Source organism: Aeromicrobium sp. (genome assembly GCF_049586495.1).
GTDB lineage: Bacteria > Actinomycetota > Actinomycetes > Propionibacteriales > Nocardioidaceae > Aeromicrobium.
In genome coordinates, this window is the sequence record NZ_JBAVCB010000084.1 from 1 (window position 1) to 25,220 (window position 25,220).

The window sequence follows — 25,220 nt, forward strand, 5'->3', positions numbered from 1 at the left end:
CCCTTAGCTCAATTGGTAGAGCAGCTGACTCTTAATCAGCGGGTTCCCGGTTCGAGTCCGGGGGGGTGTACAGCCAAGAAAGCTCCGGTCTTCCAGTGAATCTGGAAGGCCGGAGTTTCTCGCTTCAGCGAGCCGCGTGCGCTGGTCGGTAACGGGAGCGCCGCATCATCGTCGTGCCAGTCAGCATGAAGGCCGCGGCGGCCGCGAGAAGCCACAGGGTCGGACCGCCGCTGTCGGGCAGTTCGACCGTCGAGTTGCCATCACTGGTCGACGCCACCGCGTCGCCGTCGGTGCTGGGCGTGCCCTCCGCGTCGGCATCGACATCAGCAATGGTCCCGTCGGTGCCGTCAGCGTCGGGGCCGTCGGGACCGACCACGCAGCTCGGGCGACTGATCGTGTTGTTGTCCATGGTGACCGCCGAGTCACGGGCGAGCAGTCGCCCGACGAACGTCGCGCCTTGCTGGGCGGTGATCGCCCCGGTGTAGGCCATGACGGTTCCGCGAAAGGCCGTTCTGGTCTTGAACGTCGCCGCCGACCCGACCTGCCAGAAGATGTTGCACGCCTGGGCGCCGCCGGTGAGCACGACCTCGCTGTCCACCTCGGTGATCAGGGTCGTGCCGGCCTGGAAGATGAAGACCTTGTTCGACGGCAGGCCGTCGCTTCGCCCACCGTCGAGGGTCAGGGTTCCCGTCAGACCGAGCTCGGTGGCCGCCTTGTACACGCCACCCACCAGCGTCTTGCCGCCCAGCTCGGTCTCGACGCTCGTGGGCGGTAGCGCCCCAGCCGCCTCGTCGTACGCGGCCACGAGATCGCGCTTCGCCTGCTGCGTCACGGCATTGCCGGCCTGATTGGTGCCGTCAAGGGTGACGCCCGAGATGGTCTGGTCCGTGGTCGGGAACGAGCCGATGTCGCCTTGAATAGTCGTAGTGCCGGTGTTCGTGATGCCGGCACCGGCAAGCACGGCGAACTGGCTGGTCGTGCGAAGCTGGACCGGTGTGTCCGCGTCGGCTGCCTGCGCAGCAGGTGCGCGGATCGAGGCCACAGCCAGCGTGGCGAGCACGGCGGACCCCACGATCGCGATCGGGAGCCTGCGGTCAAATTGTCCAGCAAAAGCAGCGAGCATGATCAGGGCCTTCTACAGTCGGACGCGGCGCGTCCGAGATGGAATTGCGCCCATTCGCGTTCCGACGAGGTCGCCGCACGCATGCCGCATGGTCCGCAACATCCTCCCGCGAGATCCAGCAGCCATGTGCGAGGGCGGAGGGTGCTGGCGCGTATCAATCTGCGACGCGGTGGCTCTCCCCCTGCCTGCGTCCCACCATGACCCCGGGGTCAGCTGATGGAATTTCGCCCCGCGAGTTTCAGGACCTTGAGCGAAGCATGCCACACGACCGTCCCGGCGACCCGCGATCGCAGCCCCGAACGGCCCGCATGGTCCCGCTCAGCAGTCGGACATGTGCTGTCGTGGGCGGACTCGCCTCGTTGGCGTCACCGTCCGGTGCGGCGCTGGTTCCACTCGATCTTGGGGCAGGTGTCCATCACCATCGGGACGCCCGCCGCGGTGGTGCGCTCGAAGGCGTCCTCGTCGACGACCCCCAGCTGGAACCACACGGCCTTGGCGCCGATCTTCACTGCCTCGTCGGCGAACTGGCCGGCTGCGTCAGATCGGCGGAAGACATCCACCACGTCGATCGGGAAGGGCACGTCGGCCAGCGTGGCGTAACCCTGCTCTCCGAGCACGGTGGGCGCATCCGGGTGGATCGGCACGATGGTCTTGCCGCGCGACTGCAGGAGCGAGGCAATCGAGTAGGCCATTCGGCCTCGATTGGTGGACAGCCCCACGACCGCCCATGTCTGCAGGTCATCCAGCATCAAGGACACAGCCGCTGCGTCCTGCCACGAGTCACTCACCACTCCACGCTAGCCGTTCGACGCAACGGCCACCTGGTGCTCCGTGGTGTGCCGGGCATGTGGATCGTGCTCACGCACACACCGGCGTGTGCGGCCTGACACGAAGAGTCTGCCGCTGTGACCCCCGCCCTAGTCCCGTCGGGATGCCGGACGACATACTGGCGAGAGTTTTGTCGACTGCCCCATGAGGAGACGTGACCCGCGTGCGCAATCCCCGAGCCTTCCTCCGCCCCCTTGCCGTCGGAGCCCCGGTCCCGGTGGCGGACATTCCGTTCCGCCCGAGCCGGATGATTCACTTCTTCGACCCGAGCAATCCCAAGATGGCCGACAAGGTGCCCGACATCGCGCCCAAGGTCGACATCATCCTCGGCAACCTCGAGGACGCGATCAAGACCGAGAACAAGGAGGCCGCCCGACAGGGCCTGGTCGACATCGCGAAGCAGACCGACTTCGGTCACACCCAGCTGTGGTGTCGAATCAACAGTCTTGACTCGCCGTGGGTGCTGGACGACATCATCACCTTGGTCACGGAGATCGGCGACAAGCTCGACGTCATCATGGTGCCGAAGGTCGAGGGCGCGCAGGACATCCACTACGTGGACCGCCTGCTGGCCCAGCTTGAGGCCCGCGCCGGCGTGCAGCGCCCCATCCTCGTGCACGCGATCCTCGAGACCGCCGAGGGCATGACCAACGTCGAACAGATCGCCGCCGCCAGCCCGCGCATGCAGGGCATCAGCCTCGGCCCAGCCGATCTCGCCGCCAGTCGCCGGATGAAGACCACCCGGGTCGGCGGCGGCCATCCTGGCTACCTCGTGCGCGAGGACCCCACGGGCGAAGACCTGACCACGGGCCGCAGCACCTATCAGCAGGACCTGTGGCACTACACGATCGCGCGGATGGTCGACGCCTGCGCCGGCAACGACATCTTGCCGTTCTACGGCCCATTCGGGGACATCAAGGACGTCGTGGCCTGCGAGGACCAGTTCCGCAACGCGTTCCTGCTCGGCTGCGTCGGCGCGTGGAGCCTGCACCCAGTGCAGATCGACATCGCCAAGAGGGTCTTTTCCCCCGACCCCTCGGACGTGGCCCACGCCAAGGAGGTCGTCGAGGCCATGGGCGACGGCTCCGGCGCCGTCATGATCAACGGCAAGATGGAGGACGACGCCTCGTGCAAGCAGTGCCAGGTCATGCTCGACCTCGCCACCGCTCTGGCTGAGCGCGATCCCGAGCTTGCCGCCGCCTACGACCTCTGAGGACTGTGATGACTGACAAGACCCTTCGCCCCCGCCGCTCGGTTTTGTACATGCCCGGCGCCAATGAACGAGCGCTCGAGAAGGCCAAGACAATCGACGCCGACGCGCTGATCCTCGACCTCGAGGACTCGGTGTCGCCTGATGCCAAGGAGACCGGACGTGCCAATGTGTGCGCCGCGGTGCAGTCTGGGGAGTACGGGCACCGAGAGCTCGCCATCCGAGTCAACTCGATCGGCACCGAATGGCACGCCGCTGACGTCGCTGCCGCTTCGGCCGCCGGACCGGACGCAATCTTGGTGCCCAAGGTCGAGTCGGCCGAACAGGTTGCAGCCCTGGTGGCGGCGATGGACGCTGCTGGCGCACCCGCCAGCACACAGCTGTGGGCCATGATCGAGACACCGAAAGCTCTGCTGCATGCCGAGGAGATCGCCGCGGCGCACGATCGCCTCACGGTGATCGTGATGGGAACCAACGACATCGTCAACGAGACGTACGGTCTGCACGTGCCCGGTCGCAACCCCGTGGTGCTGGCCTCCCTGTCGTGGACCCTGCTGGCGGTACGCGCCGCTGGCAAGGTGGTCATCGACGGCGTCTACAACGACGTGAAGGACGCCGAGGGATTCGATGCCGAGGCCCGGCAAGGCCGCGAGATGGGTTTTGACGGCAAGACGCTGATCCACCCCTCGCAGGTCGCGCCGGCCAATGTGGCCTTCTCCCCCAGCGACGACGACATCGAGCGCGCCCGCGGCATGATCGCGGCCTTCCAGGAGGCCGCCGAGCAGGGGCAGGGCGTCGCCACCTTCAACGGCAAGATGATCGAAGAACTGCACATCCGCGACGCGGACCGCATCCTGGCCTTCGCGGACGCGCTCTCTTCGCGCTGAAGTCCCGCATGGTGCGGGCTCCGGCACCGCGTGTCGAGGAACGACGGTGCTTCGGCCCGCACCAAGCGGGGCTTCGGTCTAGCGCAGCTGACGCGATGCGTCGAGGCCTGCCTGGATGGAGCGTCGTTGCTCCTGAGCGTCACGACGCTGACGCACGGCCTCGAGGAGCACGGCGCGGTCGATCTCGGACAGCTCGTCCCAGGCGCGCTTGCGATCGCGTCGACGGTTGAACAGTTCCACTGCCTTCACCCCCTCTCCTCGGAATCGGACTGCCGGCCCGATGGGGTGGGGGCTGGTGTCTGTGGTGCGTGGATCGTGCTGTGCGGACATGAGGCGTGAATCGGGGTGCACTGTCATGGCGCGCCTCCTTTCGTGTGTGGGCAGATCAAGAAAAAACCGCCTCGGATCAGTGATCCGGGCGGCAGGTGAACTGGCGAGCTGAGGCTGCGTCAGGTGCGTGCTGCTCCGGAGGTGGAACCGGCAGAATCGATGGCGGCGTTGCGGATGTCGAGTCCGAACGTCGGGATGACGATGTTGTTCATGCTGGTTGCACCTCCTCGGTGGTGTGAACGTCAAAGATAGCCACAGGAGGGTCGTGGTGTCGAGCCTTCAGCGGGTGTGTCATGCGACTCAGGTGAAGTCGAGGCGCCGATCGACCTCGTCACGGGTGTATCCGCTGGCGTAGAGCAGATCGGCGGCCAACGACCGCACCTGGGCGGCAATCGTGGCGCTGTTGATCGTCATCGTCTCGGTCAAGGCGTTGGTGGCCAGCTTCGCGGACTCCACCAGCACGGTTCGCGCCTCCTCGAAATCGTCCCGCTCGGACAGGTCGTCGGCGAAGATCGTGAACGCCCTGGCGAGCCCGTCGATGGCGCTCTCCATGTCTGCCGGCACCGGTTCGCGGAACCGCAGGAGCGTCGACGCCTTGCGCGCCAGCACGCGGGTGTCGCGCACGGCGTTGTCGAGGTCCCGCACCGTGGCAACATAGGTCTGCACGTGCTCGCGCTGACTCCAGCGCACGGGCGACATCCTGGCGATCTCCCGGACGTTGGCAGCGGTGGCGGTCATGACGTCGACCTGCGGCTGCATGTCTCGCGCGGCAGCGAGCTGCTGGTCAGCGAGGTCCGCATCAACCGTGCGCAGCGCCTGTGCGATCCGCCCGAGGATGTCAGCCACTCGGGTCAGGATGCTCTGGACCTCCCGATCGATGTCCCGCACCGGATTGCGCGGAATCAGCAAGATCGCGGCGAGTCCCACAACTCCCCCGACGAGCGCGTCCAGGAACCGCGTGATGGCCGGGTTGCCGGCGCCGACCGCTGGGACGATGGCGGCCAGGAGCACCGATGACGTGGCCGCCTGGGTCAGCGCCAGGCCCTTGAGCCCCAGCAGGGTGCTGACGACGACGGTGAACACGACGATCAGCGCCATCTGCCAGGCCCCGCGGCCGATCCCCAGGACCAGCAGCTCGCCCATCAGCACGCCGATGGCGACGCCGAGGACCAGCTCGAACAGCGTGCGACCGCGCAGCCCGGCTCCGGCGATCAGCACGATGATCGCCGCGATGGGCGCGAAGAACGCCTGCTCGTGGTTGAGCACGGTGGTTGCGAGGAAGAACGACCCGCCGGTCCCGACGCTGAGCCGTAGCAGGGTGCGCCAGCGGCGGCGTAGGACCCACAACCGGTCGGTCAGGGAGTCCGTGGAGCGAGGCAGTCGTAATCGGCGCAGCGGGACATCGCGCCCCGTGCTCATGTCACCGGGCGATGCGGCGCACCACGACGGCACCGACGATGACCACGACGACTCCGCCGACGAGTGGGACGACGGTGCCGGTCTTGACCGCTCCGTTTTCATCGACGAACTTGCTGCGCAGGCTGTGCAGGCCGCGCCGCAGCATGTTCTTGGGGTGCACGGCGTCGACGAGCTCGTCGACGGTTCCTGCGAGGCGCTCGCGAATCTCGTCGATCTCACGGACCAGGTCGTCAGACTGCTTGGACACGTCTCACCCTTCGTCAGGCCACGAGGACGGGCGCCGCCCTCATCGGTAAGGATAGGGCCCATGACGGATCGACTGCAGCCCGGTGACCGTGCGCCCGACTTCACCCTCGCCGACGACACGGGGGCCACCGTGACGCTTTCAAAGATCGCCGGCAAGGTGATCGTGTACTTCTACCCAGCCGCCATGACGCCCGGCTGCACCAAGCAGGCCTGCGACTTCAGCGATTCGCTGGACCATCTTGCGGCTCAGGGCTACACCGTTCTCGGCATCTCACCGGACGAGCCGAAGAAGCTGGCTTCATTTCGCGAGCGTGACGGCCTGACCATCACCTTGCTGTCCGACCCTGACAGGGCGGTCCTCACCGCCTGGGGTGCATTCGGCGAGAAGAAGCTTTACGGCAGGGTCGTGCAAGGCGTCATCCGCTCCACGTTCGTCGTCGAGGACGGAGCGATCGCGCACGCCGCGTACAACGTCAAGGCCACCGGCCACGTTGCCAAGCTGCGCAAAGACCTGCGCCTCGACGCCTGATCGCCAGACTCCGAATGTTCGGTTCCGTTGGCCACCAGCCCACCGCGCACCGCACCGGCGATAACATGAGGCATCCCGACCGACTGGTCCGCCAGTGGTGACGGGGTCCGCCGGAGGGGTCGCTCGATCCCGCCGGCGTCACCCGCCATCTGGGAAGGAGCCGATGTGGTGGAACTGGTAGACACGCAGGTCTTAGGAACCTGTGTCTTCGGACGTGCAGGTTCGAGTCCTGTCATCGGCACCGCTGAATTCCTGGCGCCTACGGGCAGAGCTTGGGCAGGCCCTTGGTGATCGCACCGGTCAGCACCTTGCCGACCACCGGAGCAGCGCCGGGAACGGCCACGTCGAAGCCGATCGTGTAGTCCAGCGTCGTGCCGCCATCGGCGGTGGGCGTGAGCACCTGCTTGCCCCAATGGTTCTTCAACGGGCTGCCCTTGGTGATCTCGTACTCGATCAGCGAGTGCGGCTCCGACGTCGTGGTGGTCTCCTCGAAAGCAGGCAGCGGTCCGATCTTGAGCTGCCGGGTGGATCCGACGCCGTTGCGCGATGTCGTGCCGTCGTTCACGCGGGTGATCTTCGCGCCGAACACGGGTCCGAGATTCTCGTGCTCGGAGAGCTTGTCGAAGACGGTGGCGGGATCGGACGCGAAGGTGTGCGTCACATGGACGCGCTGAGGTGAGGCCATGGTCAGGGAGTCTAGGGCCACACGACCACCAGACGGCACCCAGCACGATCATGCGGTGGCACCTAGGGTCGAATCATGAGTGGAGACGACGAGGGTCAGGTGTCCGAGGTGCAGAAGATGGACCCGGCAGACGCTGACACACCGATCAGCGACAGCCAGGCGGTGGACGGCCAGCCGGACGGTCCCTCCGACGACGTGCAGGAGGGCGCCAGAGGTCCGAACGCGAAGACCGGCAGGGTCGGTCGCGGCGAAGATTCAAAGCGCTAGTCCGGTCGGATTCGACGACCCGGCCGCGGCTGGACCTAGGCTGACGCCATGGAGCGGGAGTCTGCGCACGCCAGTGCGGGTGTGGTGGCCGCGCTCGTCGGCTACACCAGCTCCTTCGCCGTCGTTCTGACTGGCCTGCGTGCCGTGGGCGCCACGTCCGACCAGGCATCATCGGGACTGTTGGTCCTGTGCGTCGCCCAGACCGTCGGAATCATGTGGCTGGCACGCCGGTATCGCCGCCCTCTGGTGCTGGTGTGGTCGACGCCAGGCGCCGCGCTCCTTGCGAGCACGGGCACCGTCGACGGCGGATGGGCCGCCGCTGTCGGCGCCTTCGTCTTGGCCGGCCTGCTGTATGGCCTCACGGGTCTGTGGCCGCTGCTGGGACGACTGATCAGTCGCATCCCGCCGCCGATCGCTCAGGCCATGCTGGCTGGTGTCGTGCTGGAGCTGTGCTTGGCCCCGGTCATCAGCGTCGCCGACCAGCCGGGCGCGATCCTCCCGATCGTCGTCGCGTGGCTGGTCGGGGTCCGCTTCTTCGCGCGCTGGGCCGTGCCCGTCGCCTTCGTGGTCGCTGGCCTCGTCATCGGCGTCGACCTGGTGCGCCGCGGGGAGGCGATAGCGGGATCGAGACTCCTCCCCCACCTCGAGCTCACGACCCCCGACCTGACGTGGGCGGCGATCGTCGGCATCGCCATCCCTTTGTACGTCGTCACGATGGCCTCGCAGAACGTGCCCGGTGTCGCGATCATGCGGTCGTACGAGTACGAGGTGCCGTGGCGAGCGTCCATGGTCACCGCCGGCGTCGGCACCACGGTCGGCGCGGTTGCGGGAGGTCACTCGATCAATCTCGCCGCCATCAGCGCCGCCCTCGTGGCCGGCCCGGAGGGCGGCCCAGACCCGAAGCAACGGTGGCGCACGGCGCAATGGGCCGGCATCGCCTACTTCGTGCTGGGCCTCGCATCAGCCGCCGTGGCGGCCCTCGTGGCAGTGGCACCGGTGGGCGTCATCGAGACCGTGGCCGGATTGGCCCTATTGGGCACCCTGATCGCTGCCCTCAAAGCCACCGTCGACCGCACCGACACACGCGAGGCAGCCCTCGTCACTTTTCTGGTGGCTGCGTCCGGCATCACCGTGGCCGGGGTGGGATCGGCATTTTGGGCCATCGTCGCCGGCCTGGTCATCCACCTCGCCCTGAGCCGAAGGCCCGTCTGATGTTCCGCATCATGTTTCACGAGCCCCGCATCGCCGGCAACACCGGCGCCGCCATCCGTCTGGCCGCCGTCACGGGGTGCGAGCTGCACCTGGTCGAGCCACTTGGCTTTGACCTGGAGGAGTCGAAGCTCAAGCGGGCCGGTCTGGACTACCACGATCTCGCGGTGATGACCGTTCACGCAGATCTCGACGCGGCGCTCGCAGCCCTGAATCCGCCGCAGGTGTACGCCTTCACCGCCACGGGCGAGACCACCTACACCGACGTCGCCTACGCGCCGAACGACGTCCTGCTGTTCGGCGCCGAACCCACCGGTCTGCCTCAGCACGTCCTCGACGACCCCCGCGTGACTGCGCGGGTCCGGTTGCCCATGCTGGCCGGTCGCCGGTCGATGAACCTGGCGAACACAGCGTCAGTCGCCGTGTACGAAGCCTGGAGACAACATGATTTTGGTACCGACTGATGACGATTGGATAACAGTCCAGATTCAGCGAACAATGGCCCTCGGTGCGACGTACAGTGGCCGCCAAGCCAGCGGGGAGGGACATCCGTGATCAGGACGACACGCGTACGCGTGACAGCCGTGTTCGGTGCCGCCGTCCTGCTCGTGGTGGGCCCTTTCTTCTTGTCACAGGGAGCTGAGGGCGGGATCGTCTCCGAGGTTGCCCCCGACGGCATCGTGGTGGTCGGCGACTCGATCACCGCTCGATACGACGACGTTCCCGGCAGCGACCGCCAAGGCTGGTGGAGCATGGTCGCGCGGCACGTTGATGCTCCTGTGGAGACCTACGCGCAATCGGGTTCGGGCTACCTCCGACGCGGCGGTCTGTGCAACGGCACGACCTTCGACCAGCGCGAGAAGGCTCTCGCCGGGTCACCGTCGATCCTGATCATCGAGGGCGGGCGCAATGACTGGGCCGTCTGTCGCGATGACCGGGTCGCGGTCGCGTCCAATGCCGAGATCGCTGATGCCGTGGACCGCTACTTCGACCTGGTGGATGCAGCCATGCCCGCGTCGACCCGGGTGCTGGTGGTCGGGCCTCCGTGGGGGCCGCTGCAACCCATCGCGCGGCTGCGGGTGACCCCCATCGTCGAGCGAGCCGCCGAGCGGCACGACTTCGAGTTCGTCGACACCACCGGCGCCCTGTCGCCCGCTCACGTGCTCGACGGGATCCACCCCAACCGCGGTGGCAGCGTCGCCATCGCCAAGCGGGTCATCGCCGCGCTGAATTGACCGCGTCCCGCACTACGCGGCGTCGGGACCGGCGATCGCGAGCACGACCTCGACGATCGAGCCCATGTCCAGGCCTTGGGCTGTTCGCACGGCCTTCTTGACCGGGAGGACAAAGCCGGACTCGCCTGGAGACGGAAACACCGACGTCCGCCACGAGGACGTACCCATGCGCACGGACACCTTGATCGAACCAAATCCGGCACGATCCGGCCCGGCCGTCTCGTCGAGCTCGTCGGAAACCTCCGGCGGCACCGTGACGAACTGCCAGCCCCCTTCGCTGCGCGCCTCCCACCTCCACAGCGTGGCAGTGAAGGTCCAGCTCATCGGGTGAGCGCGTCCCGCACGGCCGGGGCGATGGCGGCGAGGGCGCGGCCCCGGTGGCTGATGGCGTCCTTGTCGGCCGGTATCAGCTCAGCGGTGGAGACGTCGAACCCGGTCGCCGCGAACAGCGGATCGTAACCGAATCCACCCTCGCCCTGCTCGGCGCGAAGGATGTGGCCGGTCATCTCGCCCCGCTGGATGATCTCGGTGCCGTCAGCGGCGCACAGCGCCATGGCGCAGACGAACCGCGCGCCGCGGCGGTCGTCCGGCACGTCGCTGAGCTGGCTGAGCAGCAGCGCATTGTTGGCGGAGTCGCCGCCATCGGCCTTGGCGACTCCGGACCAGCGGGCCGACAGCACTCCCGGCATGCCGTTGAGTGCGTCGACGCACAGGCCGGAGTCGTCGGCCAGCGCTGGCAGGCCGGTGGCCGTCACCGCCGCGCGGGCCTTGATCAGCGCATTGCCCTCGAAGGTCGGCTCGGTCTCGGGCGGCTCCGGGTAGTCGGCCACGTCAGACAGTCCGAGCACCACGATGCCGGGAATCAACGGTTCAAGGATGCGGCGCAGCTCGGCCAGCTTCTTCGCGTTGTTGGATGCCAGAACCACCTGCGGAGACGTCACCGCGCGAGGGCCTCAGATTGCAGTCGCGTCAGGTCAGCGCAGCCGCCGGCCGCGAGCTCCAGCAGCGCATCCAGCTCAGCCTTGTCGAAGGGCGCACCCTCAGCGGTGCCCTGCACCTCGACGAACCTGCCCGAGCCCGTCATGACCACGTTCATGTCAGTCTCCGCGCGCACGTCCTCGACGTACGGCAGGTCGAGCAGGGGGGTGCCGTCAACGATACCGACGCTGATGGCCGCAACCGACTCGACCAATGGCTCGCCGGCCAGGGCTCCGGCCCGTCGAAGATGCTCCACGGCATCGGCGAGGGCGACGTAGGCACCTGTGATGGCCGCCGTGCGGGTCCCGCCGTCAGCCTGCAGCACGTCGCAGTCGATCGTGATGGTGTTCTCGCCCAGAGCCTTGTCGTCGATGGCCATGCGCAGCGAGCGCCCGACCAGACGGGAGATCTCGTGCGTGCGGCCTCCGATGCGTCCCTTGACCGATTCGCGGGCGGAGCGGTCATGCGTGGCCTGCGGCAGCATGGCGTACTCGGCCGTGACCCATCCCAAACCTGACCCCTTGCGCCAACGAGGGACGCCCTCGGACGCACTTGCCGCGCACAGCACCTTGGTCTTGCCGAACTCGATCAGGCAGGAACCCTGGGCGTGATCGAGCCAGTTGCGGGTGATGGTGACGGGGCGAAGCTGGTTGGCTGAGCGTCCGTCTTCACGGACGGAGTCTTCACGGGTCATGCGTCGACCCTAGCGGGGCGTCCTAGAGCTCGAAGGTGTCGTCCGTGCTGACGAGTTCGACCGCGCCAGCCCACGTTGATGCAACGTCGGCGGCGACGGCCTCGCGCGACGTCCACGCCGGTATGTGCGTGACCAGCAGCCGCGCTGCCCCGGCCCGAGTGGCGATGTCACCGGCCTCGGCACCGGTCAGGTGCAAGTTGGGTGGATTAGTTCCGGACTCCAAGAAGGACGCTTCGCACAAGAAGAGGTCGGCGTCCATGGCGAGGTCCACCAGCGCATCGGTGGGGCCGGTATCACCGGAGTAGACCAGCACGCCGTCCTCGCAACCGACCCGCATCGCATACGACTCGACCGGGTGGTCGACGAGGGCGGACGTGATCGTGAACGGGCCCAACGTCATGGAGGCTCCATCGACCCACGGCCGGAAGTCGAACTGCTCGGTCATGGAGCAGCCGTCGTTGCTGCCGTAGGCGGTCGCGAGGAACTCGCCCGCACCAGCAGGGGCCAGCACCGGAATGACCGGGTAGGTGCCGTCGGGGTGATATTTGCTCACCACGAACAAGCCGGCCATGTCGAAACAGTGGTCGGCGTGCAGGTGCGAGATCAGCACGGCATCGATCTGGCCGGGGTCGATGTGCCGCTGCAGGGCGCCAAAGGCACCATTGCCCAGATCGAGCAGGATCCGGAACGTGCGATTCTCGAAAGGCGCTTCGACCAGATAGCAGCTCGCCGGAGAGTCTGGGCCCGGGAACGACCCCGAGCAGCCGATGACAGTGAGCTTCACGACGCGACCCCCATCCATTGCGAGAACTGCTCGACCCGGTCGACCTCAGGGCCGAGGAATCGGCGACCGAGCTCCCGGAACTCCTCGGGTCGCCCCGTGGTCAGGAACAGATGTCCTGGCGGTGGCAGTCCCGCGTCCCGTTCGAGCCCTTCGCGGACCAGCAGTCGGTAGACGTCCTTGGCGGTCTCCTCAGCGCTCGACACCAAGGTGACACCGTCGCCCATCACGAGGGCCAGCACTCCAGTGAGCAGCGGGTAGTGGGTGCAGCCGAGAACCAGCGTGTCGATGTCCACATCGATCAGCGGTCGAAGGTACTCCTCAGCCGCAGCGAGCAGATCCGGCCCACTGGTGACGCCCTGCTCGACGAAGTCGACGAACCGGGGGCAGGCTCGGGTGTGCAGCACGATCCCCGGGTTGGCGGCGAAGGCATCGTCGTAGGCTCGTGAGGTGGCAGTGGCTTCGGTGCAGATGACCCCGACCTGGCCGTTGCGCGTGGCGCCGACCGCACGCCGGGTGGCTGGCACGATGACCTCGACCACTGGCACCGAGTAGCGCTCACGCGCATCGCGCAGCACGGCGGCGCTGGCGGAGTTGCACGCGATCACGAGGGTCTTGACGCCTTGGGCGACCAGATGGTCGAGACACTCCAGTGCGTACTCGCGCACCTCGGAGATCGGTTTGGGCCCGTAGGGCTGGCGAGCCGTGTCACCGAGGTACAGCACCGGTTCGTGCGGCAGCTGGTCCAAGACGGCGCGCGCCACCGTCAGGCCGCCGAAGCCTGAGTCGAAGATCCCGATGGGTGCGCTGTCCACAGTGAGGAAGCCTACGGGCTAGAGCGGCAGTTTCGGCTGCGGAGGGGCATGGGCCGGGTCGACACCGTCAAAGAGGCTGGAGACGGACTCCCCGGCATGGATGCGGGCGATCGCCTCGGCGAACAGCGGGGCAACTGAACGGATCGTCAGCTCGGGCCAGTCGACGGGCGGCGGCACGGTGTCGGTGGTGACCACCTCAGTGATCGCCGGATGGTTGCGCAGTCGCTCGACGGCCTTGCCAGTGAACAAGCCATGGGTGCACGCCACGGACGCCTCCTGACAGCCCTCGTCCTCCAACTTGTTCATCAGCTCGACGATGGAGCCACCGGTCGCGATCTCGTCGTCGAGGACGATCGCCTTCATGCCGGCCACGTCGCCCACGATGGCGTCGATGACGACCTTGTCATCGGCCTGGCGTTGCTTGCTGCCGGCCGCCACGGGAACGCCCAGTAGTCGGGCGAACAGCGAAGCGGTCTTGGCGTTGCCGAGATCGGGCGAGACCACGACGGTGTTGCTGAGGTCGCGGTCGCGGTAGTACGTGGCAAGCTCACCAATGGCGGTGAGGTGATCGACGGGGACGCTGAAGAATCCGTGCACCTGCGGGGCGTGCAGTGTCATGGTGACGACCCGGTCGGCGCCGGCGGTGGTCAGCATGTCGGCGACCAGCTTTCCGCCGATCGAGATGCGGGATGCGTCCTTCTTGTCCGATCGCGCGTAGGCGTAGTGCGGGATGACGACGGTGACCGAGTCCGCGCTCGCACCACGAGCGGCGTCGATCATCAGCAGGAGCTCCATCAGGTGGTCCTGCGTGGGCGGGACCAGCGGCTGGATGATGTAGACGTCCTTGCGGCGGCAGTTGGCCAACAGCTGTACCTGCAGGCAGTCGTTGCTGAACCGCATCGTCTCTGCGGGCGAGAGCGGCTGACCCAGCTCTGAGCAGATCTTCTCCGCAAGGGGTCGATGAGCGCTTCCGGAGAACACCACGATCTCGCTCACGCGGGCAGACTATCCGAGGACCCGGGCCAGCGGAACCAGGTCCCCCGGACAGACAACACCGGCGAGGCCCGAAGGCCTCGCCGGTGGCGGTGATCGGCTCTAGGAGCCGACTCTGATGTCAGTGAAGATCAGAGGGGACGAATGTTCGTCGCCTGCAGGCCCTTCTGGCCCTGCTCCACGTCGAACTCGACCTTCTGGTTCTCGTCGAGCGAACGGTAACCGCTCGTCGCGATGGCGGAGAAGTGCGCGAACACGTCCTCGCTGCCGTCGTCCGGGGCGATGAATCCGAAGCCCTTGTCGGCGTTGAACCACTTGACGGTACCTGTAGCCATGATTTCTCCTCTTTGGCGGGGTAAGCCGCCCGCGTGTCTCGCGAGCGACGGTCGCGACACACATCCAACCTGCGAGAAGAACCGGCACCTCGAAAGGAACGTCGTTCGATCAAACAGCCCAGCGTCGTACAACAACTGCATCCAGTGTGGCAGATCGACAGGGCATTCGGCTAGTCGGGTCCGACACGCTACGCCCAGAGCTGCCCCTCGAGGGCGTCCTCGGCCTCGTCGAGGGTCCCCTCGTACGCACCGGTCGACAAATATTTCCACCCGCCATCGCAGACAATGAAGCAGATGTCGGCGCTCTCGCCAGCCTCGACGCACGTGGCCGCCTGGGCCAGCGCGGCGTGCAGGATCGCGCCGGTGGAGATGCCGGCGAAGATGCCCTCGGCGTCGATCAGCTCACGCACCCGCCGCACCGCGTCACGCGGACCCACTGAAAAACGGGAGTCGATCAGCGAGGCGTCGTACAGCTCGGGGACGAAGCCCTCGTCGAGATTGCGCAACCCGTAGACGAGCTCGCCATAGCGTGGCTCAGCGGCCACGATGCGCACGTCAGGCTTGTGCTCGCGGAAGAAGCGGCCGGCGCCCATCAGGGTGCCGGTGGTGCCCAGCCCGGCCACGAAGTGGGTGACCTCGGGCAGATCGGCCAAGATCTCCGGGCCAGTGCCGCGGTAGTGCGCATCGGCGTTGGCCGGGTTTCCGTACTGGTAGAGCATGACCCAGTCCGGGTGCTCGGCGGCGACCGACTTGGCGACCCGAACTGCTTCGTTCGAGCCGCCGGCGGCTGCTGAGTCAATGATCTCGGCGCCCCACATGCCGAGCAGCTGACGCCGCTCGACGGACGTGTTCTCCGGCATCACGCAGACCAACCGGTAGCCGCGCTGCCGAGCCACCATGGCCAACGAGATGCCAGTGTTGCCGCTGGTCGGTTCGAGGATGGTGTCGCCGACCTTCAGGCGGCCATCGGACTCGGCCTGCTCGATCATGGCAAGTGCGGCGCGGTCCTTGATGGACCCCGTGGGGTTCTCGTTCTCCAGCTTGGCCCACAGTCGGACCTCAGGCGTGGGCGACAGGGTGGGCAAACCCACCAGTGGGGTCTGCCCGACCGAGTGGACCAACGAGTCGAAACGCACCGATCAGCCGGCGGTACTGGCGCCGCCAGCGACAGCCGGCAGGATCACGACGGTGGCAGTGGCAGCAACCTCAGTCTTGAGGCCACCGGTGAAGCGGATGTCTTCGTCGTTGACGTAGATGTTCACGAACCGACGGACCTCCTCGTTCTCCACGAGTCGCTCCTTGATACCGCTGTGGTTGGCCTCGAGGTCATCGATGACCTCGGCCACGGTCTGCCCCGTGGCGGAAACGGCGCGCTCACCGTCAGTGAACGTGCGCAAAATGGTGGGGATGCGGACCTCTGCCATCAGATTCAGCCTTCTTCGTCAGATCGTGGAGCGGGAGTGGACGTGGTGTCGTCTGCATAACCATGGACGACCGTGACTTCTTCCTCAGTGACCTCGCCGTCCACGATCCGAAACGACCGGAAATCGGCGTCGACCCCCTCGACCTCGGCTCCATCGCGGGTCGAGACCAGCACGTAGTGCGCACCGGGCTCGCCAGCGAGGTCGATGTCGGTGCGGGACGGATACGCCTCGGTGGCGGTGTGGGAGTGGTAGACGACGATCGGCTCTTCGTCGTTGTCGTCCATCTCGCGGTACAGCCGCAGCAGGTCGCCGGAGTCGAATTCATAGAAGGTCGGTGACATCGCGGCGTTGAGCATCGGCACGAACCGCGTCGGGCGGTCCGAGCCGATCGGGCCGGCAACCACGCCGCACGCTTCGTCGGGGTGGTCTCGGCGCGCGTGCGCGACGATGGCGTCGTGGACGGCCCGGTCGATGGTCAGCATTACTTGAGGTTATCGGCAGGTCCCTCGGGCCGATCAGTCCAGGGCGGCGACCAGCGACTCCTGCACGTAACCGAGCCAGTCGTAGATCTCCGACATGGCTGCAGTGGCCTCGTCGTCCGATCGCGCGATCAACATGGAGTCCTCCTCGGTCTCGATGCCTAGTCGCACCGCCAGCGACAACCGGATGTCGGTCAGCGAACGGAGCCACGCCTGGACCTCGTCGCCGTTCAACTCGACCTCGATATGGTGCGCGTCGTCAACGGCGGCCAGTGCGCCCACCTCGAGGCCGCCGTCGATCAGCGACCCGATCAGGTCCTCGGCGTTGCGGACCTTGACGGCGGTCAGACTGCGCTCAGTCAGACGTCGAAACTCGCCGGCCTCCTCCTCGTCGTCGCGGTACGCATCGGGCAGCAGCCGCTGCAGCACGGGGTCCTCCGGTGGCATGGAGGATCCGCCGAGGCCCAGCTGGGCGGCGAGCGGGTCGGGATCGGACTCATCGGCGGAGTTGCGGTCGCGCAGCAGCTCGACGACCTGGCCGGCGAGATTGGCCAGCAGCTGGGCCTCGCCCGCCTCGAACGAGGCGATCAGACCCCCCCGGCGACGCTTCTTGAAGGGCTTCACTGCGCATCCGCCCGGTCGAGCGTGGCCCACAAGCCGTACTCGTGCATCGCCTGGACGTGACGCTCCATCTGTTCGCGGCTCCCGCTGGACACGATGGCTCGACCTTCCTCGTGCACCGCAAGCATCAGCTCGTGGGACTTCTCGGCGGTGTATCCGAAGTAGTTGCGAAACACGTAGGCGACGTAGGACATCAAGTTGACAGGATCGTTCCAGACGATCGTGACCCACGGGTCCTCCAGTTGCACGAGGTCGCGAAGGTCTGTCTCCTCGATCTCCACGGGCGTCGGGGTCGTCACCAGCCCATTGTTGCGCAGGGCGCACCGAGGACGAAACATGTCGACGCCAGCTGCACGGCCATCTCCTACGCTCAGGTGGTGACCAACTCCGGAACCTCGCTGCTCACCGACCACTATGAGCTGACCATGCTGCAGGCGTCATTGGCCGACGGCGCCGCCTACCGCCGCAGCGTGTTCGAGCTGTTCTCGCGCCGACTGACCGGCGGTCGACGGTACGGCGTCGTGGCGGGAACGGGTCGTTTCCTCGACGCCCTCGAGGCGTTTCGTTTCGACGATGCCGAGCTGGCCTGGCTGCGAGAGGCGAACGTCGTGGACCTGGCCACGCTCGACTGGTTGGCCGACTACCGGTTCAGCGGTTCGATCTGGGGCTACGGCGAGGGTGAGCTGCACTTCCCGCACTCCCCCGTGATGGTGGTGGAGTCGACCTTCGCCGAGGGTGTGCTGCTGGAGACGTTGATGCTGTCGATCCTCAATCACGACTCGGCGATCGCGTCGGCCGGAGCGCGGATGGTCAGCGCCGCACGCGGACGTCCGTGCATCGAGATGGGCTCGCGGCGTACGCACGAGATCGCTGCTGTGGCAGCGGCCCGGGCCGCGCACCTGGTGGGCTTTGATGCGACGTCCAACCTGGCCGCGGGGTACCGCCATGGTGTGCCGACCACCGGGACCAGCGCGCACTCCTTCACCCTGCTGCACGACACCGAGCGCGACGCCTTCGTGTCCCAGGTGGAGTCGCTCGGAGCCGGGACGACCTTGCTCGTCGACACCTACGACATCGCTGAGGCGATCCGGACGGCGATCGACGTCACCGGACCGGGGCTCGGCGCTGTGCGCATCGACTCGGGCGATCTCGTCTCGCTGGCCCACGCGGTGCGCGAACAGCTGGATGATCTCGGCGCCACGCAGACCCGCATCCTCGTGACGAGTGATCTCGACGAGCACGCCATCGCCGCGCTGGCGGCCGCACCGGTTGACGGCTATGGCGTGGGCACCGCGCTGGTGACCGGGTCGGGCGTTCCCACCAGTGGTTTCGTCTACAAGCTGGTGGCCCGCGAGGACGACACCGGCGGGATGGTCGCGGTCGCGAAGAAGAGCACCGAGAAGGCCTCCCGCGGCGGGCGCAAGTTCGCCCTTCGTCGACGATCGGTCACCGGGGTGGCCGACGTCGAGGTGATCGGCATCGGCGCTCCCCCGCCAAGCGATTCTGACGACCGAGAGCTGCTCACCGAGCTGGTCCGCGACGGCGAGCGCATCAACCGTGAATCATTCGACACCGCCCGCGCCCGCCACCGAGCCGCCATGGCGGAGCTCCCCGCAGCCGGCACCCAGCTGTCGCCCGGAGGCCCGGCTCTGGACACCGTGATCGCCTGATCGCTCGCCCTCGTGAGAGGCTCGGTCATGGCTAGATTCACAACTGCCCTGGTCGTCGTCGACGTCCAGAACGACTTCTGCGAGGGTGGCTCCTTGGCCGTCGGCGGCGGCGCTCAGGTGGCTGCGGGCATCGCTGACCTGATGTCCACCGACACCTACTCGGTCGTGGTGTCGACGCGCGATCACCACATCGACCCTGGGTCCCATTTCAGCGACGATCCGGACTTCGTCGACAGCTGGCCCCCGCACTGCGTGGTCGGCACGCCCGGCGAGCTCCTGCACGCTCCGCTCACCGAGGACATGTTCGCCGCCACATTTCGCAAGGGCGAGTACGCAGCCGCCTACTCCGGATTCGAGGGCACGACTCCAGACGGGACGCTGCTGGCGGACTGGCTGCGTGACGCTGGCGTCGACCAGATCGACGTCTGTGGCATCGCGACGGACTACTGCGTGCGCGCCACGGCGCTCGATGGAGCCGCGCACGGGTTCCGCGTCCGGGTGCTCGGCCCGTTGGTCGCCGCGGTGTCGAAGGACAATCTGCCACGGGTCCGTCAGGAGTTCAGCGACGCAGGCGTGCAGGTCACCTAGCTTTCACAGCAGCTCGTGGGCCAGCAGCTCGATGGTGCGCTCGCGAGCCACCGAGCTGCGGGCGTCGGCCCCGCGGCGCGCCGCCGCGACCGGGTTGACCATGACCTCGTCGACGCCGAACTGTTCGGCCAGATTGCGCACCTGCTGCGCCGCGCGCTGCGGGGTGCCCACGACGGCGCGGGACAGCCCGGAGTCGACCATGGCCTGCACCTGGGGCGCCATGTCGACGTCCTCGGCATCCTCGACCAGGTCCAGGGCGGTGAGTGGCTGTCCCGTGCGCAACCTGGCCATCAGCTGCAGATTCGGCAGCATCAGAGCGGTGGCCTCAGCATCAGAGTCCGCGACGACGGCGTTGACCGTCAAGAAGGTCGTGGGCTCCGACGCGACGTCACTGGGCGTGAACTCGCTGCGGTACGTCGCCAGCGCCTCAGCCGTGCCGTGGCCGGAAAAGTGGTGCGCGAACACGTACGGGAGCCCCTTCGCCGCGGCGAGCCGGGCGGAGTACATCGACGAGCCGAGCAGCCAGAGATCGGCGACACTGGCGGCGGCCGGGGTGGCCTTGAGGATGTAGTTCTGTCGTGGAATCGCGACTCGCACGCCGTTCGCACTCATCAGCGCCACGACGTCGTCAAGATACTGCGGAAAGTTCTCGACGTCGGTGTCGTCGCGGCCAGCAGGACCGCGCAGCGCCATCGACGTGACGGGATCGGATCCGGGGGCTCGACCAATGCCGAGGTCGATCCGTCCCGGGGTGGCGGCCTCGAGCAGCGCAAACTGCTCTGCGACGGCCAGCGGGGCATGGTTGGGCAGCATGACGCCGCCGGAACCGAGCCGAATATGTTCGGTCTGGGCGGCCAGCATGGCGATCAGGACCGGTGGCGACGTGGCAGCCACGGCTGGCATGTTGTGGTGCTCGGCCACCCAGTAGCGGGTGAATCCAGCGCGGTCGGCCGCCTGGGCCAGCGCGACCGTGGCGGCGACGGCGTCACTGCTGGTCTGGTCAGTTCGGACAGGCACGAGGTCGAGCACGGACAAGCGCATGATCCGGTCAACGCTCAGGGCGCCGCAGACCTTCCCTCGCTGACCGCTTCCCCGGCCGCCGCGAAGGTGCCGAGCTGTTCGATCATGAAGCCGCCGGGATAGGACCGGATCCTGTGGGTGTGCTGCAGCAGCGCCGGCTCCCGGCGAGTCGGCAGGAATCGAACCAGCCGGCCCCGGGCGCGTAGCGATCCGTGGGCCAGCGCGTCGAGCCACCGCGGCGGATGGTCGTACCCGAAGGCCTCCCGCACGTGATCGTCGAGCAGCGCGATGCTGAACCGGCGCATCACCGGCCGCAGGGGACGCGGATAGAACGTCACGAACAGGTCGAGGGTCGAGTCCGCAACCGCCCGGCACCGCGCGTCGAAGACGTACGTCTCCCGCTCGTAGGTGTCCATCAGATCAGCGAATTCCGCATAGCTGCCGGGAAGGTCAGCGATGCCCATCAGGCGACCGAGTCGCTGGTGGTACCGCACAGCGGCACGTCGTTCTGCGTCGGTCCCCCGGCGCCAGCCGTACCGTTCGATCCACCGAACCGACGACACGACGAAGGTGGACAGGACGTAGCGCATGTCGTCGTTGGAGATGTCGTACCGGCCGTGCATCTGATTCATCCGGCGCACCCCCGCGCGGCCTTCCTCGGACTCCAGACCTCGGTCCGCGACGGTCTCGAGGAGCAGCGCGGTGTCATCGTGCCGCTTCTGCGTCGCGTTCGTGAACTCGCCGGTCTGGTGCAGCAACCCGCCGATCGACGGGACCGCGTAGGTCCGAAACAGAGCGAAGCTGAGTGCTTGCTGGGAGTCCCACGGGAACTCGTGCTGCGCGACGATCCTCGAGATCTGCTCGTAGTCGACCTCAGGATCGAGTCCTGCAATCACTCGTTGCCAGTGGTCGCGCGCCAAGCGAGTCATGCGGCTCACCGTACCGTGACAGCGTCACTGTCACCATGCCGTCCGTCACATCGTCGAGTGGCTCGCGCGGACGGGTCAGAGCGTCATCTGCAGGAAGTCGCAGATGTCGTCCAGGGCCTGCCGGGCCACGGGGACGGGGCCCGGCAGGCTGAGGAACCCGTGCAGTGCACCGGTGTACTCCGCGAATCGCACGGGCACCCCAGCTGCCTCGAGCGCGTCGCGGTAGTGGCTGCCGTTGTCCTTCAACGGATCCATCTCCGCGGTGAGGATGAACGCCTTCGGCAGTCCTGCGTGCGACACGGCGCGCACCGGTGAGGCGCGATGGTCTTCGGTGCCGAAAGATTCCCCCAGGTACAGCCGCGTGAACGCCCGCATGTTGGTCGAGCTCAGCACGGGTGCTTCGGCGTGCTCGTCCTCCGACGGCCAGCGGTCGTACATCTCGACACCGGGGTACACCAGCACCTGCGCGCGCAGCTCGGGACCGCTGCCGTCGCGGGCGTCGAGGGAGGTGACGGCAGCGAGATTTCCGCCGGCACTGTCGCCCATCACGGCGACCCGTTGCGGGTCGATGCCCAGCTCCTCGGCGTGCTCGACGACCCAGCAGACCACGGCTCGCGCATCGTCCACGCCCGCCGGGAAGGGATGCTCTGGCGCCAACCGGTATGCCGGCGAGATGACGACGCAGCGGTTGCGCACCGCGATCCGGCTGGCCGCCCACTGCGACTGCTCCGGATTTCCCTGCACCCAGCCGCCGCCGTGAAAGTTGACGACGCACGGCAACGGGCCCATGCCGCCACGTGGGCGATACACCAGGGTCCGGCATCCAGCGACCAGGATCTCCTCGGTCGTCGCACCCCGGTCGATCGTGCCGAACACCCACCGGCCCACCCGCGAGCGCTGCAGCTTCGCTCGCTTGGCGCGGTGCGCCGGGAGATCGACGACTTCTTCGATGCCCTTCTCGCCCGCCTTCAGCAGGCGCGCGAACACCCTGGTTCGCAAGGCCATCGCGGTCATCGAATCACTCCTCGTGTCGAGCCACGGTAACGCGGGCTCAGCGGCCCGCGGACAGGCGCGGTGCCCGGCGAACCAGACCGCAGACCATGGGGGCAGTCGTCAGCCTGAGGCGCGCAGGGCCCACTGACGCACCAGATCAATGCGCTGCTGGAGCTCGGCGGCCGAGGCCTGGGGCGCAGCCGGTCCTCCGCACGACTTGCGCAGCTGGGCGTGCGTGACGCCGTGTGGCTGACCGGTGCGGTGGTGCCACGCTCCAACCAGCCCGTGCAGGGTGCGGCGCAGGTCATCGCGAGCCGCGAAGACCGCGGCTTCCTGGCCCTCGGGGTCAGGGCGGGCGGCCTTGGCACGCTGCGTCCTGGACCGACGCAACAGATCAGCGACCTGGTCGGGTTCGAGCAGGCCTGGGATGCCGAGAAAGTCCAGCTCCCCGTCGCTGTCGGTGAGCACGTCATAGCCGAAGTTGGCGCCGTCGTAGACGAGCCGGTCGAAGGAGGCGTCGCTGCCGAGCGCGGCGTATTGACCGGTGAGATCATCGGAGGCACCAGGGTCAGCCTGCGCCGTCAGCATCTCGGCCTCGGCGGCGAACAGGTCAGCCTCGTCCTTGATCGGGCGGCCGATCACGTGATCGCGCTCAGCCTCCAGATCCGACGCCAGCGCGAGGAGTCGCGGGACGCTGGGCACGAAGATCGAGGCCGTCTCGCCCTTGCGGCGGGCGCGCACGAAGCGGCCCACAGCCTGGGCGAAGTACAACGGAGTCGCGGTGGTCGTGGCGTAGACGCCCACGGAGAGTCTGGGCACGTCGACGCCCTCGCTGACCATGCGCACCGCGACCATCCACGGCGTCATGCCGGCGGAGAACTCCGCGATTCGCGCGCTGCTGCCCGGTTCGTCCGAGAGCACGACGACCGGCTCCTCGCCGGTCAGCTCGGCCAGCAGACGCCCGTAGGCGCGTGCGTTGTCCTGGTTGCTCGCAATGACCATGCCGCCGGCGTCTGGGACATCGCGACGCACCTCCAGCAGACGCGTGTGGGCCGATGTCAGCACCGCACGAATCCACGCACCATCTGGATCCAGAGCCGTGCGCAGCGCTTGGGCCGTGGCCTCGCGATCAAGTGGCTGCCCGAGTCGCGCTGCCACCTCATCGCCGGCTCGGGTGCGCCACTGCATCTCGCCGGAGTACGCCATGAACAGCACCGGTCGCACGACGCCGTCACGCAGCGCCGGACCATATCCGTAGGAGTAGTCGGCCTCGCTGATCATGACGCCGCCCTCACCCATTCCATAGCGAACGAACGGGATGGGGTTGTCATCGGATCGAAACGGCGTCCCGGTCAACAGCACCCGGCGCACAGCGGGATCGCACGCCTCGTCGACCGCATCGCCCCAAGCCATCGCGTCTCCCGCGTGGTGCACCTCGTCGAGAATGACCATGGTGCGGCGGCTGGCGATTCGGATGTGAAACGCATTGGGATCGACTGCCAGACCGGCATACGTGACGGCAAACCCGACGAAGTCGGCGGCCAGGCGGCTCTGCGCCGTGAGCGCCGGGTCGATCGGCAGGCCGATGCCGGCGGCCGCCAGGGCCCACTGGGTCTTGAGGTGATCGGTGGGCGTCACGACCACCACGCGGTCGATGACTCCGCGCGACATGAGGTCAGCAGCGATGGTGAGCGCGAACGTGGTCTTGCCGGCGCCAGGCGTCGCGACCGTCAGGAAGTCCCGCGGTTGCGTGCGCTGATAGAGATCGAACGCCTCACGCTGCCAGACCCGGAGGTGCTGGCTAGCGGTCACCCGAGGAGTCCCCCTCGTCGTCACCGGGATTCATGTTCTCCCAGATGTCCTTGCACTCAGGGCACACCGGGAAGCGCTCGGGGTCTCGGCTCGGCGTCCAGACCTTGCCGCACAGCGCCACGACGGGGTTGCCCATGACCATGGCCTCGGTGAGCTGGTCCTTGGGCACGTAGTGGGAGAACTTCTCGTGGTCGCCGTCCTCGGTGCGCATGTCGGTGCGCTCGTCGACAACGGTCTCTGAACCTCGCCCGAAGAATGCCACCTGTCGATCGTAACGGCTGCCCGCCAGCGACGGAACTAGTTCGTGCTCGGGTCGGACGGGAACGTGGCCCAGTACCGAAGATCTCCACTCTGCCGCCGCATGACTTCGTGCCAAAGGTCTTCTGGTTGGGGCGACATCAGATCACCTTCGCGAGCGTCGAGCGCAAGCCACGCCCCCTCCTCGAGCTCTGCCTCGACCTGACCGGCGCCCCAGCCGGCGTATCCGGCGAACAGCCGCAGGCCGACGAGCTGGCCAGCGGAAGGCAGTGGTCCGTCGAGATCGACCAGCCCGACCCGTCCGGCCATCGTGCGCCAGCCATCAGGCGGCACCGTGACGGACTCGTCGGCGGCCAGCACGCCGACGGCCAGGGCCGAGTCCTCGGCGACCGGACCACCGTCGAACAGACACACGGGGGCGTTCACGTGATCGGACCACTGCGGCAGCACGTCGTCGACGTCGGACGGCAGAGGCCGGTTGACGATGACGCCGAGCGCGCCGTTGTCGTCGTGGTCGAGCACAAAGACCACGCTGCGCACGAACGGGCCAGCGTCGATAGCCGGGGTGGCGATCAGGAGACGACCGCGGAGCGTGTCCATATCCCCATGATGCACGTCCGGACCGCGGAATCGACGCAACTCTAGGATGTGAGTCATGTCGAACGCCAGAACGCCCTCCACGACACAGGAACCCGTCGAGTTCACGGTTGACGAACTGGCCGCCCGTGCCCAGATGACCGTGCGCAACGTGCGCGCGTACGCCAGTCGCGGGTTGATGGACGCACCCCGGCTCGAGGGTCGCACCGGCTACTACTCGCTCCAGCACCTGCAGCGGCTGCAGCTCATCCGTCAGCTCCTCGAC

General features: G+C 67.4%; 34 protein-coding genes and 1 tRNA gene. 11 read left to right on the plus strand and 24 right to left on the minus strand.

Annotated features, from left to right (window positions below; genetic code table 11):
• Positions 1–124 precede the first annotated feature (124 nt).
• Positions 125–1,123 (minus strand): ice-binding family protein, encoded by a 999-nt coding sequence (locus tag WB508_RS04635; RefSeq protein ID WP_423843711.1) that lies wholly within the window; start codon positions 1,121–1,123, stop codon positions 125–127.
• 365 nt (positions 1,124–1,488) lie between these two features.
• Positions 1,489–1,911, minus strand: coding sequence for a CoA-binding protein (locus tag WB508_RS04640; protein WP_423843712.1), 423 nt, complete (start codon positions 1,909–1,911; stop codon positions 1,489–1,491).
• A gap of 203 nt (positions 1,912–2,114) precedes the next feature.
• On the opposite strand from WB508_RS04640, the gene WB508_RS04645 reads away from it, so the two are divergent.
• Positions 2,115–3,164: an HpcH/HpaI aldolase/citrate lyase family protein gene (locus tag WB508_RS04645; protein WP_423843741.1), complete on the plus strand. Its 1,050-nt coding sequence runs from the start codon at positions 2,115–2,117 to the stop codon at positions 3,162–3,164.
• An 8-nt stretch (positions 3,165–3,172) separates the two neighbouring features.
• Positions 3,173–4,048: an HpcH/HpaI aldolase/citrate lyase family protein gene (locus WB508_RS04650; RefSeq protein ID WP_423843713.1), complete on the plus strand. Its 876-nt coding sequence runs from the start codon at positions 3,173–3,175 to the stop codon at positions 4,046–4,048.
• Positions 4,049–4,126: 78 nt separating this feature from the next.
• On the opposite strand, the gene WB508_RS04655 is transcribed toward WB508_RS04650, so the two are convergent.
• The 3 genes from WB508_RS04655 to WB508_RS04665 all read right to left on the minus strand — a co-directional run bounded on the left by WB508_RS04655 (position 4,127) and on the right by WB508_RS04665 (position 6,044).
• Positions 4,127–4,297, minus strand: a complete 171-nt coding sequence (locus WB508_RS04655; RefSeq protein WP_423843714.1) for a hypothetical protein — start codon at positions 4,295–4,297, stop codon at positions 4,127–4,129.
• A 381-nt stretch (positions 4,298–4,678) separates the two neighbouring features.
• On the minus strand, positions 4,679–5,797 hold the full coding sequence (locus WB508_RS04660) for an FUSC family protein (RefSeq protein WP_423843715.1): 1,119 nt from the start codon (positions 5,795–5,797) through the stop codon (positions 4,679–4,681).
• 1 nt (position 5,798) lies between these two features.
• Positions 5,799–6,044 carry a DUF3618 domain-containing protein gene (locus WB508_RS04665; RefSeq protein WP_423843716.1) on the minus strand — a complete coding sequence of 82 codons (246 nt, stop codon included), beginning with the start codon at positions 6,042–6,044 and terminating at the stop codon, positions 5,799–5,801.
• Positions 6,045–6,104: 60 nt separating this feature from the next.
• On the opposite strand from WB508_RS04665, the gene bcp reads away from it, so the two are divergent.
• Positions 6,105–6,572 carry a thioredoxin-dependent thiol peroxidase gene (bcp, locus tag WB508_RS04670; protein WP_423843717.1) on the plus strand — a complete coding sequence of 156 codons (468 nt, stop codon included), beginning with the start codon at positions 6,105–6,107 and terminating at the stop codon, positions 6,570–6,572.
• A gap of 159 nt (positions 6,573–6,731) precedes the next feature.
• Positions 6,732–6,813, plus strand: a tRNA-Leu gene (locus WB508_RS04675).
• Between the two features lie 18 nt (positions 6,814–6,831).
• Here the strand turns inward: WB508_RS04675 and WB508_RS04680 are convergent.
• Positions 6,832–7,257: an SRPBCC family protein gene (locus WB508_RS04680; RefSeq protein WP_423843718.1), complete on the minus strand. Its 426-nt coding sequence runs from the start codon at positions 7,255–7,257 to the stop codon at positions 6,832–6,834.
• 75 nt (positions 7,258–7,332) lie between these two features.
• Here WB508_RS04680 and WB508_RS04685 point away from each other — a divergent pair, with 75 nt between their 5' ends.
• The 4 genes from WB508_RS04685 (at position 7,333) to WB508_RS04700 (ending at position 9,968) form a co-directional block, all read left to right on the plus strand.
• The gene (locus WB508_RS04685) at positions 7,333–7,524 is read left to right on the plus strand and encodes a hypothetical protein (RefSeq protein ID WP_423843719.1); all 192 of its coding nucleotides are present in this window, start codon (positions 7,333–7,335) and stop codon (positions 7,522–7,524) included.
• Positions 7,525–7,572: 48 nt separating this feature from the next.
• A complete protein-coding gene (locus WB508_RS04690; RefSeq protein WP_423843720.1) occupies positions 7,573–8,736 on the plus strand; it encodes a benzoate/H(+) symporter BenE family transporter in 1,164 nt (387 codons plus the stop codon).
• A complete protein-coding gene (locus WB508_RS04695; protein WP_423843721.1) occupies positions 8,736–9,197 on the plus strand; it encodes a tRNA (cytidine(34)-2'-O)-methyltransferase in 462 nt (153 codons plus the stop codon). Before WB508_RS04690 ends, WB508_RS04695 begins: the two co-directional genes overlap by 1 nt.
• A gap of 111 nt (positions 9,198–9,308) precedes the next feature.
• The gene (locus WB508_RS04700) at positions 9,309–9,968 is read left to right on the plus strand and encodes an SGNH/GDSL hydrolase family protein (protein WP_423843722.1); all 660 of its coding nucleotides are present in this window, start codon (positions 9,309–9,311) and stop codon (positions 9,966–9,968) included.
• Between the two features lie 12 nt (positions 9,969–9,980).
• Here the strand turns inward: WB508_RS04700 and WB508_RS04705 are convergent, their stop codons facing one another.
• The 12 genes from WB508_RS04705 to clpS all read right to left on the minus strand — a co-directional run bounded on the left by WB508_RS04705 (position 9,981) and on the right by clpS (position 17,387).
• Positions 9,981–10,292 carry a DUF1905 domain-containing protein gene (locus tag WB508_RS04705; protein ID WP_423843723.1) on the minus strand — a complete coding sequence of 104 codons (312 nt, stop codon included), beginning with the start codon at positions 10,290–10,292 and terminating at the stop codon, positions 9,981–9,983.
• On the minus strand, positions 10,289–10,909 hold the full coding sequence (gene rdgB, locus WB508_RS04710) for an RdgB/HAM1 family non-canonical purine NTP pyrophosphatase (protein WP_423843724.1): 621 nt from the start codon (positions 10,907–10,909) through the stop codon (positions 10,289–10,291). The genes WB508_RS04705 and rdgB overlap by 4 nt, the downstream gene beginning before the upstream one ends.
• Positions 10,906–11,640, minus strand: coding sequence for a ribonuclease PH (rph, locus tag WB508_RS04715; protein ID WP_423843725.1), 735 nt, complete (start codon positions 11,638–11,640; stop codon positions 10,906–10,908). Before rph ends, rdgB begins: the two co-directional genes overlap by 4 nt.
• 22 nt (positions 11,641–11,662) lie before the next feature.
• Complete coding sequence (locus WB508_RS04720) at positions 11,663–12,424, minus strand: MBL fold metallo-hydrolase (protein WP_423843726.1); 762 nt, start codon at positions 12,422–12,424, stop codon at positions 11,663–11,665.
• A complete protein-coding gene (gene murI, locus WB508_RS04725) occupies positions 12,421–13,236 on the minus strand; it encodes a glutamate racemase (RefSeq protein ID WP_423843727.1) in 816 nt (271 codons plus the stop codon). Before murI ends, WB508_RS04720 begins: the two co-directional genes overlap by 4 nt.
• An 18-nt stretch (positions 13,237–13,254) precedes the next feature.
• A complete protein-coding gene (locus tag WB508_RS04730; protein WP_423843728.1) occupies positions 13,255–14,232 on the minus strand; it encodes a ribose-phosphate diphosphokinase in 978 nt (325 codons plus the stop codon).
• 128 nt (positions 14,233–14,360) lie between these two features.
• Complete coding sequence (locus WB508_RS04735; RefSeq protein ID WP_056208020.1) at positions 14,361–14,564, minus strand: cold-shock protein; 204 nt, start codon at positions 14,562–14,564, stop codon at positions 14,361–14,363.
• A gap of 188 nt (positions 14,565–14,752) precedes the next feature.
• Positions 14,753–15,700, minus strand: a complete 948-nt coding sequence (locus tag WB508_RS04740; protein ID WP_423843729.1) for a PLP-dependent cysteine synthase family protein — start codon at positions 15,698–15,700, stop codon at positions 14,753–14,755.
• 3 nt (positions 15,701–15,703) lie between these two features.
• The gene (locus tag WB508_RS04745) at positions 15,704–15,991 is read right to left on the minus strand and encodes a MoaD/ThiS family protein (protein WP_423843742.1); all 288 of its coding nucleotides are present in this window, start codon (positions 15,989–15,991) and stop codon (positions 15,704–15,706) included.
• 2 nt (positions 15,992–15,993) lie between these two features.
• The gene (locus tag WB508_RS04750) at positions 15,994–16,470 is read right to left on the minus strand and encodes a Mov34/MPN/PAD-1 family protein (protein WP_423843730.1); all 477 of its coding nucleotides are present in this window, start codon (positions 16,468–16,470) and stop codon (positions 15,994–15,996) included.
• A gap of 33 nt (positions 16,471–16,503) precedes the next feature.
• Positions 16,504–17,091, minus strand: coding sequence for a DUF2017 domain-containing protein (locus tag WB508_RS04755; RefSeq protein WP_423843731.1), 588 nt, complete (start codon positions 17,089–17,091; stop codon positions 16,504–16,506).
• Positions 17,088–17,387 carry an ATP-dependent Clp protease adapter ClpS gene (gene clpS, locus WB508_RS04760; protein WP_423843732.1) on the minus strand — a complete coding sequence of 100 codons (300 nt, stop codon included), beginning with the start codon at positions 17,385–17,387 and terminating at the stop codon, positions 17,088–17,090. The genes WB508_RS04755 and clpS overlap by 4 nt, the downstream gene beginning before the upstream one ends.
• A 78-nt stretch (positions 17,388–17,465) precedes the next feature.
• Between clpS and WB508_RS04765 the strand changes: the two genes are divergently transcribed.
• Both WB508_RS04765 and WB508_RS04770 read left to right on the plus strand, forming a co-directional pair.
• Positions 17,466–18,758 carry a nicotinate phosphoribosyltransferase gene (locus WB508_RS04765; RefSeq protein ID WP_423843733.1) on the plus strand — a complete coding sequence of 431 codons (1,293 nt, stop codon included), beginning with the start codon at positions 17,466–17,468 and terminating at the stop codon, positions 18,756–18,758.
• A gap of 27 nt (positions 18,759–18,785) precedes the next feature.
• Positions 18,786–19,346, plus strand: a complete 561-nt coding sequence (locus WB508_RS04770) for an isochorismatase family protein (RefSeq protein WP_423843734.1) — start codon at positions 18,786–18,788, stop codon at positions 19,344–19,346.
• Between the two features lie 3 nt (positions 19,347–19,349).
• Here WB508_RS04770 and WB508_RS04775 read toward each other — a convergent pair whose 3' ends face one another.
• The 6 genes from WB508_RS04775 to WB508_RS04800 form a co-directional block, all read right to left on the minus strand.
• Positions 19,350–20,387, minus strand: a complete 1,038-nt coding sequence (locus tag WB508_RS04775) for an LLM class flavin-dependent oxidoreductase (protein ID WP_423843735.1) — start codon at positions 20,385–20,387, stop codon at positions 19,350–19,352.
• 14 nt (positions 20,388–20,401) lie between these two features.
• Positions 20,402–21,295, minus strand: coding sequence for an oxygenase MpaB family protein (locus WB508_RS04780; RefSeq protein ID WP_423843736.1), 894 nt, complete (start codon positions 21,293–21,295; stop codon positions 20,402–20,404).
• 75 nt (positions 21,296–21,370) lie between these two features.
• Positions 21,371–22,309, minus strand: a complete 939-nt coding sequence (locus WB508_RS04785; RefSeq protein WP_423843737.1) for an alpha/beta hydrolase — start codon at positions 22,307–22,309, stop codon at positions 21,371–21,373.
• Between the two features lie 99 nt (positions 22,310–22,408).
• Positions 22,409–24,100, minus strand: a complete 1,692-nt coding sequence (locus WB508_RS04790; RefSeq protein WP_423843738.1) for a DEAD/DEAH box helicase — start codon at positions 24,098–24,100, stop codon at positions 22,409–22,411.
• Positions 24,090–24,311 carry a DUF3039 domain-containing protein gene (locus WB508_RS04795; protein ID WP_423843743.1) on the minus strand — a complete coding sequence of 74 codons (222 nt, stop codon included), beginning with the start codon at positions 24,309–24,311 and terminating at the stop codon, positions 24,090–24,092. Before WB508_RS04795 ends, WB508_RS04790 begins: the two co-directional genes overlap by 11 nt.
• 86 nt (positions 24,312–24,397) lie before the next feature.
• Positions 24,398–24,958 carry a YqgE/AlgH family protein gene (locus WB508_RS04800; RefSeq protein WP_423843739.1) on the minus strand — a complete coding sequence of 187 codons (561 nt, stop codon included), beginning with the start codon at positions 24,956–24,958 and terminating at the stop codon, positions 24,398–24,400.
• 55 nt (positions 24,959–25,013) lie between these two features.
• On the opposite strand from WB508_RS04800, the gene WB508_RS04805 reads away from it, so the two are divergent.
• Positions 25,014–25,220 (plus strand): MerR family transcriptional regulator (locus tag WB508_RS04805; RefSeq protein WP_423843740.1); only part of this gene is annotated, 207 nt, incomplete at its 3' end.

Coding starts and splice junctions, on each gene's coding strand:
- WB508_RS04690 (WP_423843720.1), top strand. CDS start 7,573: ATGGAGCGGGAGTCTGCGCACGCCAGTGCGGGTGTGGTGGCCGCGCTC.
- WB508_RS04685 (WP_423843719.1), top strand. CDS start 7,333: ATGAGTGGAGACGACGAGGGTCAGGTGTCCGAGGTGCAGAAGATGGAC.
- WB508_RS04750 (WP_423843730.1), bottom strand. CDS start 16,470: ATGCTGACCATCGACCGGGCCGTCCACGACGCCATCGTCGCGCACGCG.
- bcp (WP_423843717.1), top strand. CDS start 6,105: ATGACGGATCGACTGCAGCCCGGTGACCGTGCGCCCGACTTCACCCTC.
- WB508_RS04660 (WP_423843715.1), bottom strand. CDS start 5,797: ATGAGCACGGGGCGCGATGTCCCGCTGCGCCGATTACGACTGCCTCGC.
- WB508_RS04785 (WP_423843737.1), bottom strand. CDS start 22,309: ATGACCGCGATGGCCTTGCGAACCAGGGTGTTCGCGCGCCTGCTGAAG.
- WB508_RS04775 (WP_423843735.1), bottom strand. CDS start 20,387: ATGCGCTTGTCCGTGCTCGACCTCGTGCCTGTCCGAACTGACCAGACC.
- WB508_RS04680 (WP_423843718.1), bottom strand. CDS start 7,257: ATGGCCTCACCTCAGCGCGTCCATGTGACGCACACCTTCGCGTCCGAT.
- WB508_RS04705 (WP_423843723.1), bottom strand. CDS start 10,292: ATGAGCTGGACCTTCACTGCCACGCTGTGGAGGTGGGAGGCGCGCAGC.
- WB508_RS04795 (WP_423843743.1), bottom strand. CDS start 24,311: ATGCGCACCGAGGACGGCGACCACGAGAAGTTCTCCCACTACGTGCCC.
- WB508_RS04650 (WP_423843713.1), top strand. CDS start 3,173: ATGACTGACAAGACCCTTCGCCCCCGCCGCTCGGTTTTGTACATGCCC.
- WB508_RS04800 (WP_423843739.1), bottom strand. CDS start 24,958: ATGGACACGCTCCGCGGTCGTCTCCTGATCGCCACCCCGGCTATCGAC.
- WB508_RS04695 (WP_423843721.1), top strand. CDS start 8,736: ATGTTCCGCATCATGTTTCACGAGCCCCGCATCGCCGGCAACACCGGC.
- WB508_RS04770 (WP_423843734.1), top strand. CDS start 18,786: ATGGCTAGATTCACAACTGCCCTGGTCGTCGTCGACGTCCAGAACGAC.
- WB508_RS04735 (WP_056208020.1), bottom strand. CDS start 14,564: ATGGCTACAGGTACCGTCAAGTGGTTCAACGCCGACAAGGGCTTCGGA.
- WB508_RS04635 (WP_423843711.1), bottom strand. CDS start 1,123: ATGCTCGCTGCTTTTGCTGGACAATTTGACCGCAGGCTCCCGATCGCG.
- rph (WP_423843725.1), bottom strand. CDS start 11,640: ATGACCCGTGAAGACTCCGTCCGTGAAGACGGACGCTCAGCCAACCAG.
- WB508_RS04780 (WP_423843736.1), bottom strand. CDS start 21,295: ATGACTCGCTTGGCGCGCGACCACTGGCAACGAGTGATTGCAGGACTC.